This is a genomic window from Acetomicrobium hydrogeniformans ATCC BAA-1850 (genome assembly GCF_000160455.2).
GTDB classification, from domain to species: Bacteria; Synergistota; Synergistia; order Synergistales; family Acetomicrobiaceae; genus Acetomicrobium; species Acetomicrobium thermoterrenum.
Genome location: NZ_ACJX03000001.1, coordinates 1,770,597 through 1,791,763 on the forward strand (window position 1 = coordinate 1,770,597; position 21,167 = coordinate 1,791,763).

A 21,167-nucleotide genomic window follows, 5' to 3' on the forward strand; every position below is an offset into this window, starting at 1 on the left:
AGAAAGGAGCATTCGCGTAATGAGCGTCAAAACACGTTTTGCCCCATCGCCTACCGGGAATTTGCATATAGGTGGTGCAAGGACAGCTCTATTTAATTGGCTTTGGGCCAAAAAATGGAATGGAAAATTTGTGCTTCGTATCGAAGATACAGACAGAGACCGCTCTTCGCCTGAATTTGAAGACTCAATAAAAAGAGATTTAAAGTGGTTGGGATTGGAATGGGACGAAGGTCCGGACGTGGGGGGAGCCCACCTCCCATACAGACAGAGCGAAAGGTTGCCTTTATACCTTAAAATTTTAAAAAAACTTGAAGAAACCGACTGCGTATATCCCTGTTATTGTACGCCAGAAGAGCTTGAAGCTGAAAGAAAAGCGCAGCTTTCCAGGGGCATGCCCCCGAGGTATTCCGGAAAATGCAGAAATCTTACCGAAGAGGATCGAAAGAAACTAGAAAGGGAGGGGAGAGTTCCCTCATGGCGTTTCAAGGTCCAGCAGAGGGATGGAAGAATAGAATTTCACGATGAAGTTCATGGTACTTATGCTCTGTCTTATAGCGAAGTTGGAGATTTCATCGTGATGCGTTCCGATGGAATTCCCACCTATCTTTTTGCCGCAGTGGTAGACGACCATTTTATGGAGATAACCCATGTAATTAGGGGTGACGAGCACCTTCCGAATACAACAAGACAACTGCTCGTGTTTGAGGCCCTTTCGTGGCAACCTCCATCCTTTGCTCACATTCCAATGATACTCTCCAGAGAAGGCAGGAAATTGAGCAAAAGGGAGGGAGCCGAAAGCATCGACGATCTTAGGCAAAGGGGCTATCTCCCGGAAGCGGTGAGGGCTTATTTAGCAACATTAAGTTGGGCGGTTGAAGGCGAGGATTTTCTGTTTGACCTTAATGAAATGGCTAAGCGATTTGAACTTTCCTCAATATCGAAATCTTCTCCAATACATGACGAGGAAAGATTGAGATGGTGGGGGAGTGAAGCCATCAAAAGAAAGGATTTGAAGTGGCTGGCAGATGTAATCGTAAAAAAGGCCAGTGAGGACGGCTTGCCCGTTAGGATTACTACCGAGGAGCTGACTTTGCTGCTCCCTGAAGCTTTATCGGGTCAAGCCACCATAGTTGAACTGCTAGAAAGCCTAAATTGGTTGTTTCTAAGGCCTCAAGTTCATGAAGCAGTTCCTCCCTGGATGAGGGATTTAAAAGCGGAACTTTCTAAATTAGGTGACTGGAATAAAGCTAAAATCGAGGATATGCTCAGGGCTTTTCAGAAAAGGCTTGGTTTGAAAGCTAGGGAATTTTTTCATCCGTTGCGAATTTTTGTAACAGGTAAAATTTCGGGTCCCCCTCTGCCGCTGATCATGGAAGTCTTGGGCAAAGAGGAAGTCATATCAAGATTAGTAGATTAAAATTAAAGGAGGATTATAACGATGGATCTTTCTGAAAGATTTGTCGAATACGAGGGCTTTACCTTCGATGATGTCTTACTTGAACCAAGCTACAGCGAGGTAATACCTTCCCAAGTTTGCGTAAAAAGCTTCTTTACTTCTCAGATAGGACTTAATATTCCCATATGTAGCGCTGCCATGGATACAGTAACCGATGGCCGTTTAGCCATTGCAATAGCGAGAGAGGGCGGCATTGGCGTAATACATCGAAACATGACGCCTGAAGCCCAGGCTGAGGAGGTCGACAAGGTAAAGCGTTCCGAGTCGGGCGTAATAGTTGACCCTTTTTATTTGCACCCGGAAGATACCCTTCGTGACGCCGTTGCTTTAATGGAACACTACCATATTTCCGGCGTGCCAATTGTCGATGCCGAAATGAAGCTCGTTGGAATAATCACCAATAGGGACCTGCGCTTTATTACAGATTACGATCAGTCCATAAAGGACGTGATGACCAAGGAAAATTTAATAGTGTCACATATCGGGACCACGCTGGAAGATGCCAAGGCTATCTTAATGAAGCATAAGGTGGAAAAATTACCCATTGTCGACGGCGAAGGTCATCTGAAGGGACTCATAACTATAAAGGATATAATCAAGGCAAAGGAATTTCCTAATGCGTCTAAAGACACGAAGGGCAGATTGCGTGTAGCAGCTGCCATAGGCGTCGGCCCCGAGGCAATAGCCAGGGCCGAGCAGCTGGTTGCTGCAGGAGTAGATGCAATAGTTGTCGATACTGCCCATGGACACTCGAAGCTTGTTCTCGAAACGATTCGCAAGCTCAAGGAAAGATATAACGACCTGCCGGTTATAGGGGGAAACGTCGCCACTTCTGAGGGAACGCAGGCCTTGATAGATGCAGGTGCAGATGGAGTCAAGGTTGGAGTGGGGCCTGGTTCTATTTGCACGACTCGTGTTGTAGCTGGAATAGGTGTACCTCAAATAGCCGCAATTATGAATGCCTCGAAAATAGCAAGGCCCAAAGGCGTTAAAGTAATAGCCGACGGAGGGGTAAGATATTCTGGTGATATCACTAAAGCCATTGCTGCCGGAGCTGATGTGGTAATGATAGGCTCGCTATTCGCCGGGACAGAGGAAAGTCCTGGCGAAGAGGTAATTTATCGCGGCAGGTCTTTCAAAAGTTATAGAGGTATGGGTTCTCTAGCAGCTATGAAAGAAGGAAAAAGCAGGGACAGATATTTTCAGGAAGGAGTTGCTGATGAAAAGCTGGTTCCTGAGGGGATAGAAGGCTTGGTGCCTTATAAAGGTCCGTTATCAGCGCTCATATACCAGCTGATCGGCGGATTAAAAGCAGGAATGGGTTATGTTGGGGCTTTAGATATAAAGTCCTTACAGGAGAAGGCGAGATTCATCAAAATTACAGCTGCATCTGTTAAGGAAAGTCACCCCCACGATGTAGTGGTAACCAAGGAAGCGCCTAATTATTGGATGGAGTAGGGTGACTGCTTTAATGAAAAAGCAAATTTTGGTACTTGAAACATCAGTTATTAGCTCTGAGGGGCAACTTTTTATTGACGGAACTGCAAAATGTTGTTATAGTTAATGACAACATCGCATCGTTGAGTGCGGTTGATTTTTGTAATTGGGAGGAGCAAAGAATGTTAGGGACTGTCAAGTGGTTTAATGCAACGAAGGGCTATGGTTTCATTACGTCGGAGGATGGTAAAGACGTCTTTGTGCATTATTCAGCTATTGATATGAAGGGTTTCAAAACCCTTGAGGAGGGTGACAAGGTAGAGTTTGAAGTTGTTGAGGGGGCTAAGGGACCTCAAGCAGCGCATGTAAAACGTGTTTAAGAATCCCCCTTCAAATTCGAGTAAAAAACAAAGGGCGACAACCGTCGCCCTTTGTTTTTTACTGCCAATGAGCAATCCCAACGGCGACCTGGCCAAGCGATATGCATTCGTCGTTAGGCGAAGTCCTTTTGTGGGTTAAGGGTATTAACCCTGCATCTTTTAGCAGAGCACAAGTTACGTTTAAAAGCCTCCTATTTTGCCAGACTCCTCCCGATAGTGCTATATGTCGTATTCCCGATTGCGCAGCAAGTTTTGTGCTAACATTTACTAAAACCTTGGAGAGTCCGTCGTGAAACCCGGCTGCAAGCTGGGCTTTATTTTTTTTATTCATGCCTTCTATCAACCAGCGAATTGCGGGACGCCAGTCAATAAGCAATACATCTCCTTTTTCTATAGTTTCGAAGGGGGCGCATTCCTTTCCCTTTGCTATAGCCTCGAGCTCGATCGCGGCCTGAGCATCATAAGATACTTTATTTCGTAGGCCCAATATAGAGGCTGCAGCGTCGAAAAGCCTCCCTGCCGAAGAAGTTTTGACATATTTATCAGCGTTTTGAGCAATGAGCTTTATTTTGTCCTGTTCCTTTGGCCAAAGCTGGAGAGCAATTTGGAGGGCTTCCATTTTTTCGAAAGTTTGTAGCAACAAAGAAAGGGCAAAACGCCAGGGCTCTAAAACTGCCTTGTCGCCTCCGGGAAGGGGAGCCTGCAAAAGATGTCCTGCCCTGGAGAAATATTTTGCACTGCCGATCAAAATCTCGCCACCCCATATGCTTTCGTCATCACCAAAGCCTGTGCCGTCAAGCATCAATCCTATTGCCTCACCCGAAAAATCGTTGTCCCAAAGACAGGCTGCCAGGTGGGCATGATGATGCTGCACGGACAGTTTACATTTTAGGCTTGACAGCTTACTGCTTGCTATTCGAGTCGATAAGTATAGTGGGTGTTTATCATATACTAAATATGAAGGAGATATTTCGTATAGAGACAAGAACATGTCCATTACATGTTCATATAAAGCAATGCTTGATATGTCCTTTAAATCTCCGAGATATTGGCTCGTGAATATGTAATGATCATGTGTCACGGAGAAGGTCGATTTCATCTCGCCGCCGGCACCAAATATAGGTGGAAGCGCTTTTTTTGAAATATAAGGCTGGGGAACATATCCGCGTGCTCTCCTGGTAAAAATCGGGGTCATTCCAGCCATGGCGATTACAGAATCGTCGATTTTCACGTAAATATCCCTGTTGTGCATCAGAAAATAATCGGCTATCGAACCTAGCTTTTCCAAAGCCTCTCTATTTCCTGCAACTAAGGGTTCGTCGGAGATGTTGGCACTCGTCATTATGAGAAGGTCCTGTTCCTCCAAGAGCAAATGATGAATTGGGGTGTAGGGCAACATTATTCCATAGGTATCTATATTTGGGGCTACATATCTGGATAGATTGTCGTCTTTGCCTTTTGGACATACGACAATTGGCCTTCGAGGAGAAAGCAGTAATTTCATCGCTTTTTCGTTTATCAGCACTATACTTTTTGCAGCTTCGAGATCTCTTGCCATTAAAGCAAAGGGTTTATCAGGCCTTTTTTTGCGAATTCTAAGTTCTTTAACAGCTCTGTCGTTTCTGGGATCGCAGGCCAAATGATATCCGCCTATTCCTTTTATTGCCAATATCTTGCCTTCCCTCAGGTATTTGCTCGCTAATAAAACAGCATCGTCGTTTATAGCAAATTTCTCTCCTTTCGCATCGCAAAGCCACAGGGTTGGTCCACAATTGGGGCATGCATTTGGTTGTGCGTGATAACGCCTGTTTGAGACATCGGAGTACTCTTTGCGGCATTCGTCGCACATTGGAAAGCATGCCATGGTAGTTTTTGTTCTGTCGTAGGGAAGCTCTTTTATTATTGTGTACCTGGGACCGCAATTCGTGCAATTTATAAAGGGATATTTATATCTTTTGTCATTAGGATCTCTCATTTCCTTTAGGCAATCTTCGCAAGTGGCTATATCTGGAGGTATAAGGACCTTTTGAATATCTTGTTTTTCGCTTTCTCTTATTATGAAATCCTCGGAATCTGTCGAGGCTTCATCCTCGTATATCGACTCTACTGACTGAATCATCGCAAGAGGCGGAGCCTCATACAGGAGCTTTTCTGCAAATAATTCTATGCTTTTTCTGTCGCCGTGCAGTTCTATCAAGACGCCCGAAGAGTTATTTTGAACGCTTCCTCCTAACTTTAGCTTCTTGGCTAATTTTGAGCAAAAGGGCCTGAAACCAACGCCCTGCACGACACCTTTAACGAGAAAAATTTTTTTCATCTCTATTGACATACCTCCTTGCAAAAGGCATTGTAATCCTATCGTAAATTTGTTTCAATGGAGGCGATATTCTTGTCTTTGTTTGAAAAGGGTTTAATTCATGTTTATACGGGAAACGGTAAGGGAAAGACCACTTCAGCCATGGGTTTAATAGTGCGTTGTGTGGGTCATGAAGGAAAGGTGGCCATGGTTCAGTTTATGAAGGGATGGCCATTCTACGGAGAAATTAAGGGATTGAGCTATCTTCCGGGTGTGGAGCTCTTTCGAACCGGTAGCGATAGATGTTTTAAAAAAGGCGAACATACCGAAGTCGATTTAAGAGAAGCCAGGCGGGGATTAGAGATAGCTGAGAGATGTCTGACCGATCCAAAATACGATTTGGTAGTGTTGGATGAGATAAATGTTGCAGTCCATTTTGATTTGCTGAAGGTTTCGGATGTGCTAAACTTAATCAGCGCGAAACTTGCCTCAATTGAAGTGGTCTTGACGGGTAGATATGCTCCAAAGGAAATAATAGAAGTAGCCGATTTAGTTACTGAGATGGTGGAGATAAAACATCCCTATCAAAAAAATGTATTGGCCAGAAAGGGCATAGAATATTAATAAAGAGGGAGGACCTTTGTTGAATAGCGCCAGTCAGTTGAAAAACTTCCACTGCATTTCGGAGGAGGAGCTTTTCGCAAAACTTAACTTATCGGATGCAAGAGGCTTGTCACAAGATGAAGCCGCTAGACGGCTTCAAATTTTTGGACCCAACGAATTGGCTGAGGAGGAGAAGGTTCCCTGGTGGAAGTTTCTTTTGAGGCAGTTCAAAAGTCCGATGGTTTACGTCTTAGCTTTAGCTGCCTGTATCAGTATCATTATGGGAGAAAGGTTGGATGCAGGGGCTATAGTCGTAGTCATATTGATCAATGCTGTAATAGGTTTTTTGACTGAATATCGAGCCGAGCAGGCCCTTCAGGCTTTAAAATCGATGGTTGTAAGGCAGGTTAAGGTTATTCGAGACGGGGAGATACGGTTACTACCTTCACAAGAGCTGGTCCCAGGTGATGTAGTCTTGCTGGAAGCCGGTGATGTCGTCCCCGCCGATGGAAGATTAATAGAAGCTTTCTCATTGGCCGTCGACGAATCTACTTTAACGGGAGAATCCGTACCTGTTGATAAAACTACCGACACTTTGCCCGAAGATACATTGCTTCCGGATAGGATTAATTGTCTTTATACTGGAACGGCCGTGGTAAGAGGTAATGGCAAAATGTTGGTATGCGCTACCGGTCTTCACACAGAACTTGGACGTATAAGTACTATGCTGCAAAAAGTCGAAAAGAGAGAGATACCCCTGGAAGCTCGCCTTGCCAAATTCACCAAATTTCTCATTAAACTCGTACTTGCTATCGTAGTTCTTATAGTAGCCATAGGAGTGCTCGAGGGTAATGAGCTATTGGCTATGTTTCAGACAGGTATTGCCCTTGCAGTTGCTGCTATTCCCGAGGGTCTTCCCTTCGTGGCGACGATGACTCTTGCCCTGGGCGTCCATCGTATGGCTAAGCTTAACGCCCTCGTTCGAAACCTTGCTTCCGTAGAGACCTTGGGAAGCACTTCAGTTATATGTACAGATAAAACCGGAACGATTACTCTTAACAAGATGACGGTTCGAGAATCGCTCATCGCAAGCGATAAAGCGAGAGAACTTCTATTTAGAGTGGCCGTATTATGTAACAATGCTTCAATAAATCACGAAAATCAAATTGGCGACCCCATGGAAGTGGCTTTGCTAAAATGGGCTTATGATAATGGGTTTGATCCCAACGAAATAAGGCGAGAATATCCACGACTAAAGGAAGATCCCTTTGATTCTTCCGTCATGAGGATGGCGACATACCACGATGATGGTATTGCAGTCAAGGGGGCTCCGGAACGCTTGCTGCAGGATTGTAGTTTTATATACGAAAATGATGCATTGAAGCCTCTTTCTTCCACACTTAGGGACAAATGGAAGGATGATGTGGAGAGGCTGGCCAAGATGGGGATGCGGACCCTTGCCTTTGCCTTCGGACGATCACTTGATGAATTGGCCTTTTTGGGTGTGGTGGGGATAATGGATCCGCCCAGAGAAGAGGTCAAAGAAGCCGTCGCCTCCTGCAGAGATGCAGGCATCCATGTAATCATGGTTACTGGAGATCACGTTACCACAGCTGTTGCCATAGCAAAAGAAGTGGGCATTATGGACGATCATGGCCTGGAAGCACTTGATGGCAGACAAATATCTGAGATGGACGAAGAAGAGATCGCAAGGAGAGCGAGAGAGGTAGCAGTGATAGCTAGAGTATTTCCGGAACATAAATTTAAGATCGTAAAGGGTCTTCAAAAAGCAGGCGAAGTAGTAGCGATGACCGGCGACGGAGTGAACGACGCAGTAGCCTTAAAACAAGCCGATGTTGGCATAGCTATGGGCATTCAAGGCACTGAAGTAAGCAAAGAGGCCGCCGATATCATTCTTGAGGACGATCGGTTCGCTACCATTGTCAATGCGGTAGCCGAGGGTCGAAGAATTTTCGACAATATAAGGAAAGCCGTTATTTATCTGCTTTGCTGCAATTTAAGCGAAGTGCTTGTCGTGTTCGGCGGGATATTGTTAAAGCTTCCCGCTTTACTGTTGCCTTTGCAGATATTATGGATAAATCTTGTGACAGACGTAATTCCGGCATTGGCTTTGTCCTTGGATCCGCCTGAAGCAGACACGATGAAGAGGCCTCCCAAAAGAAAGGATGAGGATATCCTCACGAGGGCACATCAGATTAAGATAGGCTTTTTCGGGTCTGTAATGTTTCTTGGCGTTCTCGGCATTACATTGTATTCCCTAAAATATTTGGGCTTCTCTAGTCTAAAGGCTACTGAGATCAGCTTTCACAGTTTAGTTTTAACTCAATTGTTCTTCGTCTTCAGCGTTAGAGAATCAAGTATCCTGAGAAACCCTGCGGATCTGTTGAAAAACCCTTATCTCTTTTTAGGTGTGCTGGCGTCTATGTTACTTCAAGTCGCCATAACCTATATTCCTATATTTCAAAGAGTATTGAGGATAGTTCCTTTGTCCGCAGGCGAATGGGGTATAGTATTAATAGGTGCTTTGATTCCTACATTTGTATTACAATTGTATAAATTAATAAAAGGTGTGTGACATGGAAATTGAGGATAATTGCTGCCATAAGCGGTGGAATAGACAGTTCCTTTGCTTTATCGTTGCTGGCCAAACAGGGGCATAAAGTAGTCGGCTGTTTTTTGGTGATGTCCGATGGTCACGAAGAAGATGTCGATAGGGCACGGAAGGTTTGCGAACTGTTAAAAGTCCCCTTTTATGCAATCGATATAAGAGAAAAATTTCAAAGTGAAGTAATAATGCCCTTAATCACATCTTATTCCAATGGGAAAACTCCTAATCCCTGTGTATTTTGCAATCCAAATGTTAAATTTAAAACATTGTTCGATTTGCTCAATTGCTATAATAGCGATTTCGTAGCCACGGGACATTATGCTAAAATTTATAAAGATGACTTGAATTACCATCTCGTCCGAGGGAGAGATCCCAAAAAAGAGCAAAGCTACATGCTCTACCGCCTCCCTAAAAATTGGTTGAGCAGTGTAATCTTTCCACTGGGTGATTTGACGAAGGCCGAAGTAAAAAAGAAAGCCAGAGAGATTTTTGGGAATATCTTTGATGATGTCGAAGAAAGCGCAGATTTATGTTTTTTGAGGCGTGACGAAACTTTAAGGGATTTTTTATCTTCGAGAATCGATGTTAAAGAGGGACCAATTTTATCTTTGCAAGGGGAGTTTTTAGGCAGCCATAGAGGGATCGGATATTATACAGTCGGACAGCGAGAGGGTCTTGGCTTGCCAAACGGTCCATGGTATGTGTCGGAAATTAACGCTTCAGAAAATGCCCTAATAGTTGGAAGAAAAGAGGATTTGCAAAGACGATTTATAAAATGTTACTCTCCTCATTGGCTGGAAGGGCCCGAAGTTGGAAAAGTATATAGTGCTCAGCACAGATACAAGGCTACGCCAAAACCGGTTGCATTGACGGATAGTGGGGAAGAGGGGTTTACAGTTAAGGCTTTGGAGAGTCCTTTTTGGGGAGTAGCGCCAGGGCAGTCGCTCGTACTTTATGACGGGAGAGTTGTAGTTGGTGGAGGTATTATAGCCGGCTGTAGTGATGCGAAGGAGGTATAGATAAATGTCATCAATTCTAGGAGAAAAAAGAGTACCGAAAGAGTTGCTGCGCTCCAGGGTTTCCATGGAGAAATTTTCGTTTTCAACCACCGCTGAATTGGTTAGCGATAAAAGGTTGATAGGACAGGAGCGGGCTGCAAAGGCGGTTTCTTTTGGGCTATCGCTCGATAAAAAGGGATTTAACATTTTTGTAGTTGGTAATCCGGGCAGCGGACGAATGACCTACGCTATGCGACAGATAGAAGCCAAAGCAAAAAAGTTACCTGCGCCGGATGACTGGCTTTACATGCACAATTTTGAAAACCCAAGCTCTCCAATTGCCATCAATATGCCGGCAGGGCAGGGCAAACGGTTTGCTCAGACCATGACCGATGTGATAGAGGAGCTTAAGTCAACCTTGAGCAAGGCCTTTGAAGATAGCCAATATGAGGATGCAAAGGCGCAGTTGGTAAAAGAATTCCAAGAACAGGTCAATGAATTAATGGATCGTTTGCGAAATATAGCGCAACAAAACGGATTCCTTATAAAACGTACGCCTCAGGGTTTCGTGAATATCCCCTTAGTTAAAGTCGAAGAGGATGGGAAGGTAATTCAAAGGGAAATGCAACAGGAGGAATTTGAAGCACTTCCTGAGGAGGAACAGAAAAGGCTTCAGGAAATATCTGAGAAGATTTCCCAGCACACCCTTGAGACCCTAAGAAAGATAAGGGACTTAGAAAAAACCCTTAAGGACAGGATTAAGGAATTAGAAAGAAATATTTCGCGAAGCGCTATAAGTCCTTTTCTCAGTGAATTAAGGGAAAGATACGGAAAATTCCAGAAACTTTTGGAATGGATTGCCTCGATGGAAGAGGACGTTATAAAAAACTTCAACATTTTTGTTGCGGCGGCCAGGGATGAAAGCATTGAAGTTGATTTCGGTAAATACATGGTTAATGTTTTTGTCAGCAATGATCCCGAAGAGGGCGCTCCTGTAATTAGAGAGTCCAATCCGACCTACTACAACCTGATGGGCAAGGTGGAGTATGAGAGCAGACAAGGTTACCTCTATACTGATTTCAGAAAGATAGTTGCAGGTGCAATTCATAGGGCTAACGGCGGATATCTGGTTTTGGAAGCCGAAGAACTGCTAAGGCAATATTTGTCATATGATGCTTTGAAACGTGCCCTCAAGGATGAGAAGCTTACGATTGAAAACTTGGGAGAACAATTAGGCTTTTTGCCCGTATCCTCCCTAAGGCCGGAACCTATTCCGCTGAACATAAAGGTAGTAATAGTTGGCACTCGTTTGATTTATTACTTATTGAGCTTGTACGACAAAGAGTTTTCGGAGCTCTTTAAGATAAAAGCTGATTTCGACGTAGATATGCCGAGAAACGAGAATACCGAATATGATATGGCCGTATTTGTAGCGGAATATACGCAGCAGGAAAACCTGCTTCCCTATGACAGAGAAGCAGTGGGTGAAGTCATAGAATATGCATCTCGTTTGGCGGATCACAAACAACGTATGACCACACAGATGAATAAAATAACGGAAGTTTTGGTTGAAGCAACCGCTTGGGCTAGGGCTGAAGGCAAAGAGGCAGTAGAGGCTTCGGATGTCAGGAAAGCTATCAAAGAAATGCGCTATCGCGTCAGCTTAATAGAGGACCGTATGTTCAAGGCCTTTGAGGATGGAATCCTTCGCGTTGAAGTAGATGGCGAGAGAGTAGGGCAAATCAACGGTCTTACCGTGATAGATATGAGAGAACATTCCTTTGGTCATCCCGTTAGAATAACCTCTAACGTTTATATGGGGCAGGAGGGCGTCGTCAATATCGAAAGAGAGGTAAAATTGACGGGCCCAATTCACAATAAGGGTCTGTTAATTCTCTCCAGTTATTTGGGCAAGAAATATGCCCAAGATATGCCGCTTACCCTATCTGCGAGGATTGCCTTTGAGCAGACCTACGAAGAAATCGAAGGGGATAGCGCTTCCTCTACGGAGCTATATTGTCTTCTGTCGTCCCTTTCGGGCTATTCCTTGAAACAGGGCATTGCAGTGACGGGTTCGGTAGATCAATTTGGCAATATTCAGCCTATTGGAGGAGTTAACGAAAAGATCGAAGGATTTTTCAGGTATTGCAAGTTACGGGGATTGACGGGCGAACAGGGTGTTATGATTCCGAAACAAAATTTGATACACCTGATGTTGGATCACGAAGTGTTAGAAGCCGTAGAAGAGGGAAAATTCCACATATGGGCAATTGATACCGTTGATGAGGGTTTGGAAATTTTGACAGGTGTTCCTGCGGGCGTTCCGGATGAGTCGGGCAAATATCCCGACGAAACTGTTCACGGCAAGGCCAAAGAAAGGCTTAGATTTTTCATGGAAGAAGCTGCAAAGCTTAAAAAAGCCCTTCAAAAGACGGAAAGGGAAGAAAACAGCGAGAACAATTAAGAATGACTAAATTACAAGGAGCCGTAAATAGTTCTGGCGGTACTGATCGAAAGTTAATGGAGCGCAATCTTACAGAGCCGTCTTTAAGAGAGTGGGTTCTTAACGTGATCGATGTTTTAGCGGGCCTTTGGTCTCACTTGCGGCCCGCTAAAACGACGAGTGACGAACCCCTGGACGGTTTGATATTGACCATATTGTCCCAGAATACGAACGACAAGAATAGAGATCGTGCATACGAGTTTTTAAGGTCACGCTCTCCTCGATGGGAGGATGTGTTAGTGACAGCAGAAACCGAGCTTGCTGAGGTCATCAAACCGGCAGGTTTATCTAATATAAAAGCGTCGAGGATAAAAAGCGTGCTCGGCCTTATAACCGAGCGATTTGGAAGTTGTTCTTTAAAGCCTTTGAAGGGTATGAAAAAAGAAGAAATAATAGATTTTTTAAGCTCTCTTCCGGGCGTGGGTCCTAAGACCGTTGCATGTGTCCTTCTCTTCGATCTCGGGATACCGGCTTTTCCTGTGGATACACATGTCAACCGACTTTGTAAAAGAATAGGTTGGGTAAGCCCTAAAAGCACACCTGAAGAGACGCAAAAGATAATGGGATCGGTTATACCTTCGGATTTATACTGGTCGGCCCATTTGGACATCATATCTCACGGAAGAAATATCTGCGTCTCAAGAAGACCCAAGTGCACGATATGTCCGTTAAATGCTCGAAATTTATGCCTTTTTGTCATGGAGGAGAAAAAAGGTGACGAAAAAATATAAAGTAGCTCTTCGACGAGCTTCGTCCTATGAACTCGATGAGGTGTATGAGGCTTTAAATTTCACATTGGATGCTATTGAGGAATGGATCCCCTCCCGATTTTTGTTCGAAAAACTGCTTTTAAAGGTAAACCTCCTCGCTCCCAAAAGACCTGAGTTGGCCGTAACGACCCACCCCTCCATCGTTCAGGCTCTGATTAAAGTGGCCAGAAAAAAAGGGCATTTGGGGGAAATTGCAGTTGCAGACTTGCCGGGACATCTCTATGCCGACAGGAAAGAGGAGCTCCTAAGGCTGACAGGGATGACAGGTGCCGTTGAAATCGATGATAACGCTACTGCTACTATATTGTCCGATGGCGGATTTGTCGTTCTCAGACGAGATGAAAACGTGGTACTAAAAGAGCTTACCGTTTCGAAACGCTATTTTGAGGCGCCTTTCGTGATCAATATTGCCAAACTGAAAACACATGCAGAAACGGAGATCACTGCATGTGTGAAGAATTGTTTTGGGATAGCTGATACCAGCACCAGGAAAAGAGCTCACTTTTCTCTATCTATAAATCAATTGTGCAACGCTATAGTGGATCTATATTTAGCAAGGCCACCGGAATTGAACGTATTAGATGCCATATATGCTATGGAGGGAAACGGCCCTACCCACGGACATCCCAGATTTGTTGGTCTTATTATGGCATCGAAAAACGCCCTTGCCTTGGACTTCGTGGCGGCAAAGGTTATGGGGTATAAGAATCCCTTAAACATACCATTGCTGAACATCGCGGCAAAAAGGGGAATTGGACCATCTTCCTTCGATGAAATAGAAATTATAGGTGTGGAACCTGATGAGATTGAAGCAAAGGGGTTCATTAAAAGCAGTTCATCTCTGAGGCTTTTGCCCACATGGCTTAGAGGTTGGACGCATAGATGGGTTGCATTATCTCCCCGCCTCCGGGAAGAGAAATGCGTAAAGTGCGGGATTTGTGCCGATGTCTGTCCTCGGAAAGCTATCAGAATGGACCCCCTTCCTCGCATAAACAGAGCAATGTGTGTTAAGTGTCTGTGTTGTCACGAGATGTGTCCTACAGGAGCCATGGAAGTCCATGAAAATATGTTGATGAAGTTCCTTAGGATGTAAGTAGCGCTTCTCGGTGGAAGACGCGATAACAAAGAAAGGGGACATCGTTTCGATGTCCCCTTTCTTTGTTATCGCACAAGATCATATAGTTTCAAACTATTCTGGTCTCGTATCACCCTCGAAGTTTTTGAGCCTCTCCAGTACCAACTTGTATCCATCGGCACCATATTCCAGAAATTTCTTCACACGGCTTATGGTAGCCGTGCTCGCCCCTGTCTGTTGTGCTATTTGAGGATAGGTGTATCCCTCTTCGAGCAAACGAGCTACTTCAAGCCTTTGGGCGAGGGCTCTGATTTCTCCAATCGTTGCTGCATCCTCTAGGAAATTGTAAATTTCATCGACGTTTTTCAAGGCCAAAAATGCTTTGCAGAGTTGATCGGTTAACCGATCTTTCCATTTGTCTGCCATCTTTTATCCCCCCTTTTTATCGTATATCATGATGATTCACACTTTACTGTGTGACTTATCATTGCTGAATTAAATACTACAGTTTTAAACGTGCATTTGTCAAGGGGGGAATTATCTAAGCTATAACAAATTCAGCATTTGGTTGTCGTACAATGGAACGAAATGCTTGAATTACATAATTCAATTCCTCCTCTTTTCCAATCGAAACGCGCATCCAAGTAAAGCCGTCGATGTCTAAGTCCAGGAGATTTATCATTATTCCTTTATCCCGCAGGAAAGCCTTTATATAGTCCCTGTCGAGCTCTGACCGTATAAGAACGAAGTTGCTCTGACTGGGATATGCATAGAAGGTGTCTATTTCATTAACTTCTTCTATGAATTTGTCGCGCAAAAATCTTATGCTGTAAACTCTGCTTTTCATCCACTCGTCGTAATCTAGCATTATGCAGGCAATCTCCTGTGAAATGACGTTAACGTTAAAAGGGCTTTTTATTTCATTCAATGTCTTGGCAATTTCATCGGAACAAAGTGAGTAACCAACCCTTAATCCCGCCAGCCCCCATGCCTTAGATAGTGTCCTTAAGATGCATAAATTGGAGGGAAAATTTTTCTTCAAAACGTCAAGAGAAGATCTGGAGGCGAATTCGACGTATGCCTCATCCAACACGAAGGGGCAGGGTGACATTTTTGCGATGTTTATCAGAAGCGCGGGATCTATGAACGTCCCTGTCGGGTTGTGTGGGTTATCGAGCAGTATTAGTTTTGGAGATATTCTTGCTATCGCATCTAAAATTTGCTCCACATCCAGGGTGATATGTTTGTCGTTAAAATTAATGGGAACTACATGTTGCTCGGCTCCAAATATTTTACAAAGCCGTTTGTACTCTGAAAAACAAGGATATAAAGTAAGTACTTTATCACCAGGCTTAACATAGGCCATAAACAACATGGAAAGTATTTCGTCGCCTCCATTGCCAATGACGATTCTTTCCTGAGGGAAATTTAGCTTCATGCTTAATTTGCTTCGTAATTTATTTGCAAGGGGATCGGGGTAGCGATTTAGGTCGATTTTAGAGATTATCTGTCGCATCTCTTCCCTGGGAGATGGAGGAAGTTCAAAGGGATTTTCGTTCTTATCAAGTCTCAATTCTTTATCTAATGTGTATTCATGATCACGTAACATTACGTAATCCTCCTAACGATTTATTATAATAAACACATGACGCAACCAATACAAAGTTTATCATGATCATGCGATTCTCGTCAAGTGCTTTGGCACCAACTCACGGCTATTTTTTAGGATGGTTAATATATAATATATTTCTAGTATATTGTTATTATTTAGATCAAACAACACTATATTAATACCTGTAAATATGATTGTTTAACTCAGATATATGACGGATATGCGGATAGGTAGTTACAATGAAAATAGAGATGCTGTCGTGTAGTACAATAAAAGTAAATAATATTAAAAGGGAGAGGGAGGTAAGGTGATGGTAAAGGTTGAATATAAAAACTTTAAAATTGTTGTGGTTGTTTTGTTGTCTGTGCTTTCCATAGTTTTTATTGGCTCTGGTGCTTGGGCCAAGACGCCCGAACAGAGGATAACTTTATCGACCGAACTGCTGCAAGAAATGGGAAGGCAAAGCGATGTAGAAGGATTGACGGACCTGCTTAAAGATTCCAAAGGTATTGCAATATTCCCTAACGTTACAAAGGCGGGGTTTGTATTTGGAGCTGAATTCGGCGAGGGATTGATGTTAAGGAGGGATCCGAATACGAACCAATGGTACGGACCTTCGTTTTTAAGTATTGGCGGCATATCCGTAGGACTTCAGATAGGGGTTCAATCGACGAGCTTGATATTAGTTATAATGGACGATGCCGGACTGGAAGCTTTAAAAAAAGAACACGTTAGCCTGGGTGCGGATATTTCCGTGGCAGCCGGTCCTGCTGGTCGCAGAGCGGGCGCCGCAACGAATTCAATTTACAGTTATTCGATCGCCAAGGGAGCTTTTGCAGGGGTTTCCTTGAGCGGAGGATCTGTTGATACGGACGAGAATGCCAACATAGCATACTGGGGCAAAGAGTTGACACCTGAGGAGATTTTGAAAAAGAGGGCTACGAAGAGCGATGTGCAGCCACTAGTCAAAGAATTAAATAAATTGATGGCGATGGCAAAGAAATAATAAAAACTGACGAAACCTCCCCTTGACTACTGCTCCGCATATTCCTATAATGTTTCTTGCCAGCCGGGCTGGCGGAATGGTAGACGCACGGGACTTAAAATCCCGGGGACGTAAGGTCCGTGCGGGTTCAAGTCCCGCGCCCGGCACCATCTGGCGTCCAGGGTAATCGTAGGTGATATCGCGGGGTGGAGCAGACCGGTAGCTCGTCGGGCTCATAACCCGAAGGTCGCAGGTTCAAATCCTGCCCCCGCAACCAATTTGGCGGTGTAGCTCAGTTGGCGAGAGCATGCGGTTCATACCCGCAGGGTCAGTGGTTCAAATCCACTCACCGCCACCAAAATTTAGCGTTCGACATGGGCGGGGCTGTTACCCCGCCCATGTTATATCTTTTTAACCTCACAGGTGATTATAAAGGTGTATTTATCGAAAGACATTCCTAAATGGATCATGGGTCGGTACTATCCTAAATTCAAGGCTACAGGAGAACGACAAGGATGGTGGAACATCGCTGATTCGGTAGTGGCCGGCATATCGGGAGGGCCGGACTCGGTGGCACTCCTCTGGATGCTCGTTAATCTCTGGCGAGGTAAGGTTATCGTAGCCCACTTTGAACATGGAATAAGGGGCAGGGAATCGATCGAGGATGCTGTATTCGTGCGTGATTTGGCCTTCAATTTTCAATGCCCCTTTTTTATGGAAAGCGTCCCAGTACCTCAGTTGCGTCAAAAAGGAGAAGGCATCGAAGAAGCCGCTCGTAGACTTCGTTATGAATTCCTTGAAAAAATTAGGAGCGAAAATAAAGCTGCATACATTGCCGTGGGCCATCATAACGACGATCTTGTCGAAACAGTTATATTTAACGTAATAAGAGGTACCGGATTGAGGGGTCTGCAAGGTATTCCGGAAAAGCGCGGTTATATAGTAAGGCCTTTGATAGATTTTACCAGAAGGGAAATAACCGACCTCCTCGAGGGGCTTAGTATCAACTGGAGAGAGGATTCTACCAATGTAGATGTCAATTACGCTAGAAACAAGATAAGATTACAACTGATTCCTCTGCTCGAAAGGGAGTATAACCCAAAGATTAGAAAACATATCGCCTTTCTTTCCAGGCAAGCTTTCGAAACGGCCAATTTGCTCGAGAACGAGGCCGCTAAAATTAATGGCCTCGTTGGGATAAAACCTCTTCCTTATACGAAGGCTCTTTGGGACAGGAAGGCCCTGCGGTCTTTGAATCTTCCTGCTTTACAAATAACAGAATGTCTGCGCAGACAACAAAGAGATTTGCATTTAACCACTCTTTCAAGCGACAGAACGGAATTGTTGCTCAAGCTCATTAAAGATAAGATAAATTGGAGGTTTCAGTGGGAGGGCAAAGTTGAGGTTTGTGGAGATAAAAATTTCATTGCTTGGCTTGACTGGGATGTTAATGATAGATTAATCGATGTCTCAATAGATTTGGAATCGAGGCCGAACGGAACATTTCCTTGGAATGGTTGGGAAATTTCTTGGGAGCTTTTAGAGGGCAAGTTCACTCAAAGCAAATTTGGCACTCATCAATGTCGTCTTATAATTGACAATCAAGAGAGCGCTGTTATTAGGGTTATGTCTGCTATTAAGGCTCGCAAAACTTTTGGTTGGAACCTGGAATTTATGTCTTGGTGGGCCAAACGAGGATGGCCAATATTCATTTTAAGTTGTAAAATGTGGTGGGTACCGATATACGGTGAAGGCAAGGGCAAAAATGTAATATGGCCTTCATCGAGAGCCGTTCAGATAAAAGTGCATTACCAGAAAGACGAAAGGATGTAGCATTTATGTCGTATGAGTTGAGCGAAATTCTAATTAGCGAAGAAGAAATTAAAAAAAGGGTAATGGAATTGGGTCGGCAGATATCGAAAGATTATGCAGGCAAAGAGTTGATAATTGTTGGCGTTCTCAAAGGAGCAGTTATATTTCTCTCAGATCTAGTTCGAAATATAGACAGCTCAGTAAAGGTGAAAATTGACTTTTTAGCTGTATCGTCGTATGGTGCCTCTACAAAGACAAGCGGAATCGTGAGAATTATCAAGGATATAGATACCGATATCAAGGGATGCGAGGTTTTGATCGTAGAAGATATCATGGACACGGGATTGACGCTCTCTTATTTGTCAAGAATCATGATGGAAAGGGAACCGAGAGGACTGAAGATATGCGTTCTCTTGGATAAGCCGGAGAGGCATCAGTCAGAGGTAAATATCGATTATTGCGGATTTACAATTCCCGATGAATTTGTAGTAGGATATGGCTTGGATTATGCGGGATTGTGGAGAAATTTGCCGTCAATATATGTCGTAAGGCCCTCTATATGAGGCGGAAAGCGTGTTTTAGGGTAAAGAGGTGGTAATAGATTGAATAGAATGATGAAAAACTTAGGGTTGTATTTGATATTGATAGTGCTCGTAGTTAGTCTGGTCAACATGTTCATAACTCCAATGCAGCAAACTCGTGATGTTGCGCCGCTATCTTATTCAGAGTTCCTTGAACAAGTTGATAAGGGCAACGTTACGGAGGTTGCCATAGATGGATCCAGCATTACGGGTAAATTAAAGGATGGTAGAGTGTTTAATACCTATGCCGTCGGAGTGGGAGATTTAGCGAAGGAGATAGCGGCAAGGGGTGTTAATGTGGAAGTCAAACCGCCACAGGCGGCTCCTTGGTGGTCTGGGATGGTTTCTTCTCTATTCCCAACCCTACTTTTGATAGGGGCATGGATTTTCATTCTCTATCACATGCAAGGTGGGGGAAGCAAAGTCATGTCCTTCGCTAAAAGCAAGGCAAAGATGTTCTTGGATAATCGTCCCAAGGTAACCTTCGATGATGTTGCGGGTTGCGACGAAGCTAAGGAAGAGTTGCATGAGGTTATAGAGTTCTTGCGAAATCCAAGAAAATTTTCTGCCCTGGGTGCTAGGGTGCCCAGAGGGGTTCTTCTGCTAGGGCATCCCGGAACGGGCAAGACCTTGTTGGCTAGAGCTGTAGCAGGGGAGGCAGATGTGCCCTTCTTCAGCATTAGCGGTTCGGACTTCGTGGAGATGTTCGTCGGCGTTGGAGCTGCCAGGGTACGGGACCTTTTCGAGCAGGCCAGGAAATATCAGCCCTGCATTATCTTTATAGACGAAATAGATGCCGTCGGAAGACATAGAGGGGCTGGGCTTGGAGGAGGGCACGATGAGAGAGAGCAAACCTTAAACCAATTGCTCGTAGAGCTCGATGGGTTCGATGCATCGACGGGAATAATCGTAATAGCAGCGACCAACAGGCCCGATATATTGGATCCTGCACTTCTTCGACCCGGGCGGTTTGATCGTCAGATCGTCGTCGACAGGCCTGATTTCAATGGAAGGCTGGCTATACTTAAGGTTCATATACGCGACAAAAAAGTGGATCCCAATGTCAATTTGGAAATTATAGCAAAAAGGACTCCAGGATTTGTCGGTGCCGATCTAGCTAACCTGGTTAACGAAGCAGCTTTATTGGCTGCAAGACGCAATAAGAAGCAAATAACCATTGAGGAGTTTGAGGAGGCCATCGACAGGGTAATAGCCGGGCCGGAACGCAGGAGCAGGGTTATAAGTCCTAAGGAAAAAAGGGTCATAGCCTTGCACGAGTCAGGTCATGCTCTTGTGGCCAAGCTTTTGCCCGATTGCGATCCTGTGCATAAAGTTTCCATAATACCCAGAGGGCATCAGGCCTTGGGCTATACTATGCAGCTGCCCGAAGAAGACCGCTTCCTCATATCCAAAAAGGAGCTATTAAATAAAATATGCGTTCTATTAGGTGGAAGAGTTACCGAGGAGCTCAAGAGTGACGATATCACTACGGGATCCCAGAACGATTTAGAGCGCGCTACTCAAATAGCCAGGAAAATGGTCACCGAATTCGGAATGAGCGAGCGATTGGGTCCGGTTCGATTGGGGCGAAAACAACACGAGATATTTCTTGGAAGAGATATAGTCGAAGATAGAAACTACAGCGAAGAGATAGCATACGCTATAGACCAAGAAGTCAGGCGTATTATTGACGATTGTTATGAGTTAGTTAAAGATCTTTTGGTTAAACATGACTTGGTACTTGAAAAAATTGCTGCGGTTTTACTGGAAAAAGAAGTTTTGGAGGGCGAAGAATTAGATAGATTAATAAACGAAAAACTTGGTGAAGAGACGGATCGTTCTGAGGAAGATGCTGGTACCGAGTCAGTTGCTGCGGCGCAGGCTGTTGAGAAAAAAACGTCACTTCAGCTTGAACCCAGGATAGATCCGGCATAAGTATAATTTGACATCACTGACCGTGAATAGGATGTCTTAAATATACTAGATAATGGCGCGTAGATAATCCTGCGCGTCATGCTTTTTCTTGATAA

16 protein-coding genes and 3 tRNA genes are annotated in these 21,167 nt (G+C 44.3%); 16 read left to right on the forward strand and 3 right to left on the reverse strand.

The features are described 5' to 3' along the window. Positions 1 to 19: 19 nt before the first annotated feature. The 3 genes from gltX to HMPREF1705_RS08880 all read left to right on the forward strand — a co-directional run bounded on the left by gltX (position 20) and on the right by HMPREF1705_RS08880 (position 3,273). Complete coding sequence (gene gltX / locus HMPREF1705_RS08870; protein ID WP_057940955.1) at positions 20 to 1,417, forward strand: glutamate--tRNA ligase; 1,398 nt, start codon at positions 20 to 22, stop codon at positions 1,415 to 1,417. A gap of 21 nt (positions 1,418 to 1,438) precedes the next feature. Beyond that, complete coding sequence (guaB, locus tag HMPREF1705_RS08875; protein ID WP_057940956.1) at positions 1,439 to 2,914, forward strand: IMP dehydrogenase; 1,476 nt, start codon at positions 1,439 to 1,441, stop codon at positions 2,912 to 2,914. Between the two features lie 161 nt (positions 2,915 to 3,075). Further along, positions 3,076 to 3,273 carry a cold-shock protein gene (locus tag HMPREF1705_RS08880; RefSeq protein WP_009201128.1) on the forward strand — a complete coding sequence of 66 codons (198 nt, stop codon included), beginning with the start codon at positions 3,076 to 3,078 and terminating at the stop codon, positions 3,271 to 3,273. A gap of 58 nt (positions 3,274 to 3,331) precedes the next feature. Here the strand turns inward: HMPREF1705_RS08880 and hypF are convergent, their stop codons facing one another. Continuing rightward, on the reverse strand, positions 3,332 to 5,590 hold the full coding sequence (hypF, locus tag HMPREF1705_RS08885; RefSeq protein WP_071804929.1) for a carbamoyltransferase HypF: 2,259 nt from the start codon (positions 5,588 to 5,590) through the stop codon (positions 3,332 to 3,334). A 72-nt stretch (positions 5,591 to 5,662) separates the two neighbouring features. Between hypF and cobO the strand changes: the two genes are divergently transcribed. From cobO to HMPREF1705_RS08915, 6 genes are read left to right on the forward strand one after another with little or no spacing between them, the layout of a single operon-like run. Continuing rightward, positions 5,663 to 6,193 (forward strand): cob(I)yrinic acid a,c-diamide adenosyltransferase, encoded by a 531-nt coding sequence (gene cobO, locus HMPREF1705_RS08890; protein WP_242603577.1) that lies wholly within the window; start codon positions 5,663 to 5,665, stop codon positions 6,191 to 6,193. A 19-nt stretch (positions 6,194 to 6,212) separates the two neighbouring features. Next, complete coding sequence (locus HMPREF1705_RS08895; RefSeq protein ID WP_057940959.1) at positions 6,213 to 8,768, forward strand: calcium-translocating P-type ATPase, PMCA-type; 2,556 nt, start codon at positions 6,213 to 6,215, stop codon at positions 8,766 to 8,768. Positions 8,769 to 8,776: 8 nt separating this feature from the next. Then, a complete protein-coding gene (gene mnmA, locus HMPREF1705_RS08900; RefSeq protein WP_242603578.1) occupies positions 8,777 to 9,820 on the forward strand; it encodes a tRNA 2-thiouridine(34) synthase MnmA in 1,044 nt (347 codons plus the stop codon). A gap of 4 nt (positions 9,821 to 9,824) precedes the next feature. Further along, positions 9,825 to 12,263, forward strand: a complete 2,439-nt coding sequence (locus tag HMPREF1705_RS08905) for a Lon protease family protein (RefSeq protein WP_040348010.1) — start codon at positions 9,825 to 9,827, stop codon at positions 12,261 to 12,263. Between the two features lie 2 nt (positions 12,264 to 12,265). Then, entirely contained in the window at positions 12,266 to 13,033 is a 768-nt protein-coding gene (locus HMPREF1705_RS08910) for an endonuclease III domain-containing protein (RefSeq protein ID WP_009201122.1), read from the forward strand. After that, the gene (locus HMPREF1705_RS08915) at positions 13,017 to 14,165 is read left to right on the forward strand and encodes a DUF362 domain-containing protein (protein WP_009201121.1); all 1,149 of its coding nucleotides are present in this window, start codon (positions 13,017 to 13,019) and stop codon (positions 14,163 to 14,165) included. The genes HMPREF1705_RS08910 and HMPREF1705_RS08915 overlap by 17 nt, the downstream gene beginning before the upstream one ends. Positions 14,166 to 14,261: 96 nt before the next feature. On the opposite strand, the gene HMPREF1705_RS08920 is transcribed toward HMPREF1705_RS08915, so the two are convergent. Both HMPREF1705_RS08920 and HMPREF1705_RS08925 read right to left on the reverse strand, forming a co-directional pair. After that, entirely contained in the window at positions 14,262 to 14,573 is a 312-nt protein-coding gene (locus tag HMPREF1705_RS08920; RefSeq protein WP_009201120.1) for a YerC/YecD family TrpR-related protein, read from the reverse strand. A gap of 115 nt (positions 14,574 to 14,688) precedes the next feature. After that, positions 14,689 to 15,756 (reverse strand): pyridoxal phosphate-dependent aminotransferase, encoded by a 1,068-nt coding sequence (locus HMPREF1705_RS08925; RefSeq protein WP_009201119.1) that lies wholly within the window; start codon positions 15,754 to 15,756, stop codon positions 14,689 to 14,691. 313 nt (positions 15,757 to 16,069) lie between these two features. Here HMPREF1705_RS08925 and HMPREF1705_RS08930 point away from each other — a divergent pair, with 313 nt between their 5' ends. From HMPREF1705_RS08930 to ftsH, 7 genes are all read left to right on the forward strand, one after another. Further along, a complete protein-coding gene (locus HMPREF1705_RS08930; protein ID WP_009201118.1) occupies positions 16,070 to 16,765 on the forward strand; it encodes a lipid-binding SYLF domain-containing protein in 696 nt (231 codons plus the stop codon). 62 nt (positions 16,766 to 16,827) lie between these two features. Next, a tRNA-Leu gene (locus HMPREF1705_RS08935) sits at positions 16,828 to 16,914 on the forward strand. 30 nt (positions 16,915 to 16,944) lie between these two features. Continuing rightward, positions 16,945 to 17,021 (forward strand) — tRNA-Met (locus HMPREF1705_RS08940). Between the two features lie 4 nt (positions 17,022 to 17,025). Beyond that, a tRNA-Met gene (locus tag HMPREF1705_RS08945) sits at positions 17,026 to 17,102 on the forward strand. 77 nt (positions 17,103 to 17,179) lie between these two features. Continuing rightward, positions 17,180 to 18,577, forward strand: coding sequence for a tRNA lysidine(34) synthetase TilS (tilS, locus tag HMPREF1705_RS08950; protein WP_111089603.1), 1,398 nt, complete (start codon positions 17,180 to 17,182; stop codon positions 18,575 to 18,577). 5 nt (positions 18,578 to 18,582) lie between these two features. After that, on the forward strand, positions 18,583 to 19,119 hold the full coding sequence (hpt, locus tag HMPREF1705_RS08955; RefSeq protein ID WP_009201116.1) for a hypoxanthine phosphoribosyltransferase: 537 nt from the start codon (positions 18,583 to 18,585) through the stop codon (positions 19,117 to 19,119). Between the two features lie 39 nt (positions 19,120 to 19,158). Continuing rightward, a complete protein-coding gene (ftsH, locus tag HMPREF1705_RS08960) occupies positions 19,159 to 21,072 on the forward strand; it encodes an ATP-dependent zinc metalloprotease FtsH (RefSeq protein WP_040348009.1) in 1,914 nt (637 codons plus the stop codon). The last annotated feature ends 95 nt before the right edge of the window (positions 21,073 to 21,167 follow it).

Coding starts and splice junctions, on each gene's coding strand:
- gltX (WP_057940955.1), top strand. CDS start 20: ATGAGCGTCAAAACACGTTTTGCCCCATCGCCTACCGGGAATTTGCAT.
- guaB (WP_057940956.1), top strand. CDS start 1,439: ATGGATCTTTCTGAAAGATTTGTCGAATACGAGGGCTTTACCTTCGAT.
- HMPREF1705_RS08880 (WP_009201128.1), top strand. CDS start 3,076: ATGTTAGGGACTGTCAAGTGGTTTAATGCAACGAAGGGCTATGGTTTC.
- hypF (WP_071804929.1), bottom strand. CDS start 5,590: ATGAAAAAAATTTTTCTCGTTAAAGGTGTCGTGCAGGGCGTTGGTTTC.
- HMPREF1705_RS08905 (WP_040348010.1), top strand. CDS start 9,825: ATGTCATCAATTCTAGGAGAAAAAAGAGTACCGAAAGAGTTGCTGCGC.
- HMPREF1705_RS08910 (WP_009201122.1), top strand. CDS start 12,266: ATGACTAAATTACAAGGAGCCGTAAATAGTTCTGGCGGTACTGATCGA.
- HMPREF1705_RS08920 (WP_009201120.1), bottom strand. CDS start 14,573: ATGGCAGACAAATGGAAAGATCGGTTAACCGATCAACTCTGCAAAGCA.
- HMPREF1705_RS08925 (WP_009201119.1), bottom strand. CDS start 15,756: ATGTTACGTGATCATGAATACACATTAGATAAAGAATTGAGACTTGAT.
- HMPREF1705_RS08930 (WP_009201118.1), top strand. CDS start 16,070: ATGGTAAAGGTTGAATATAAAAACTTTAAAATTGTTGTGGTTGTTTTG.
- hpt (WP_009201116.1), top strand. CDS start 18,583: ATGTCGTATGAGTTGAGCGAAATTCTAATTAGCGAAGAAGAAATTAAA.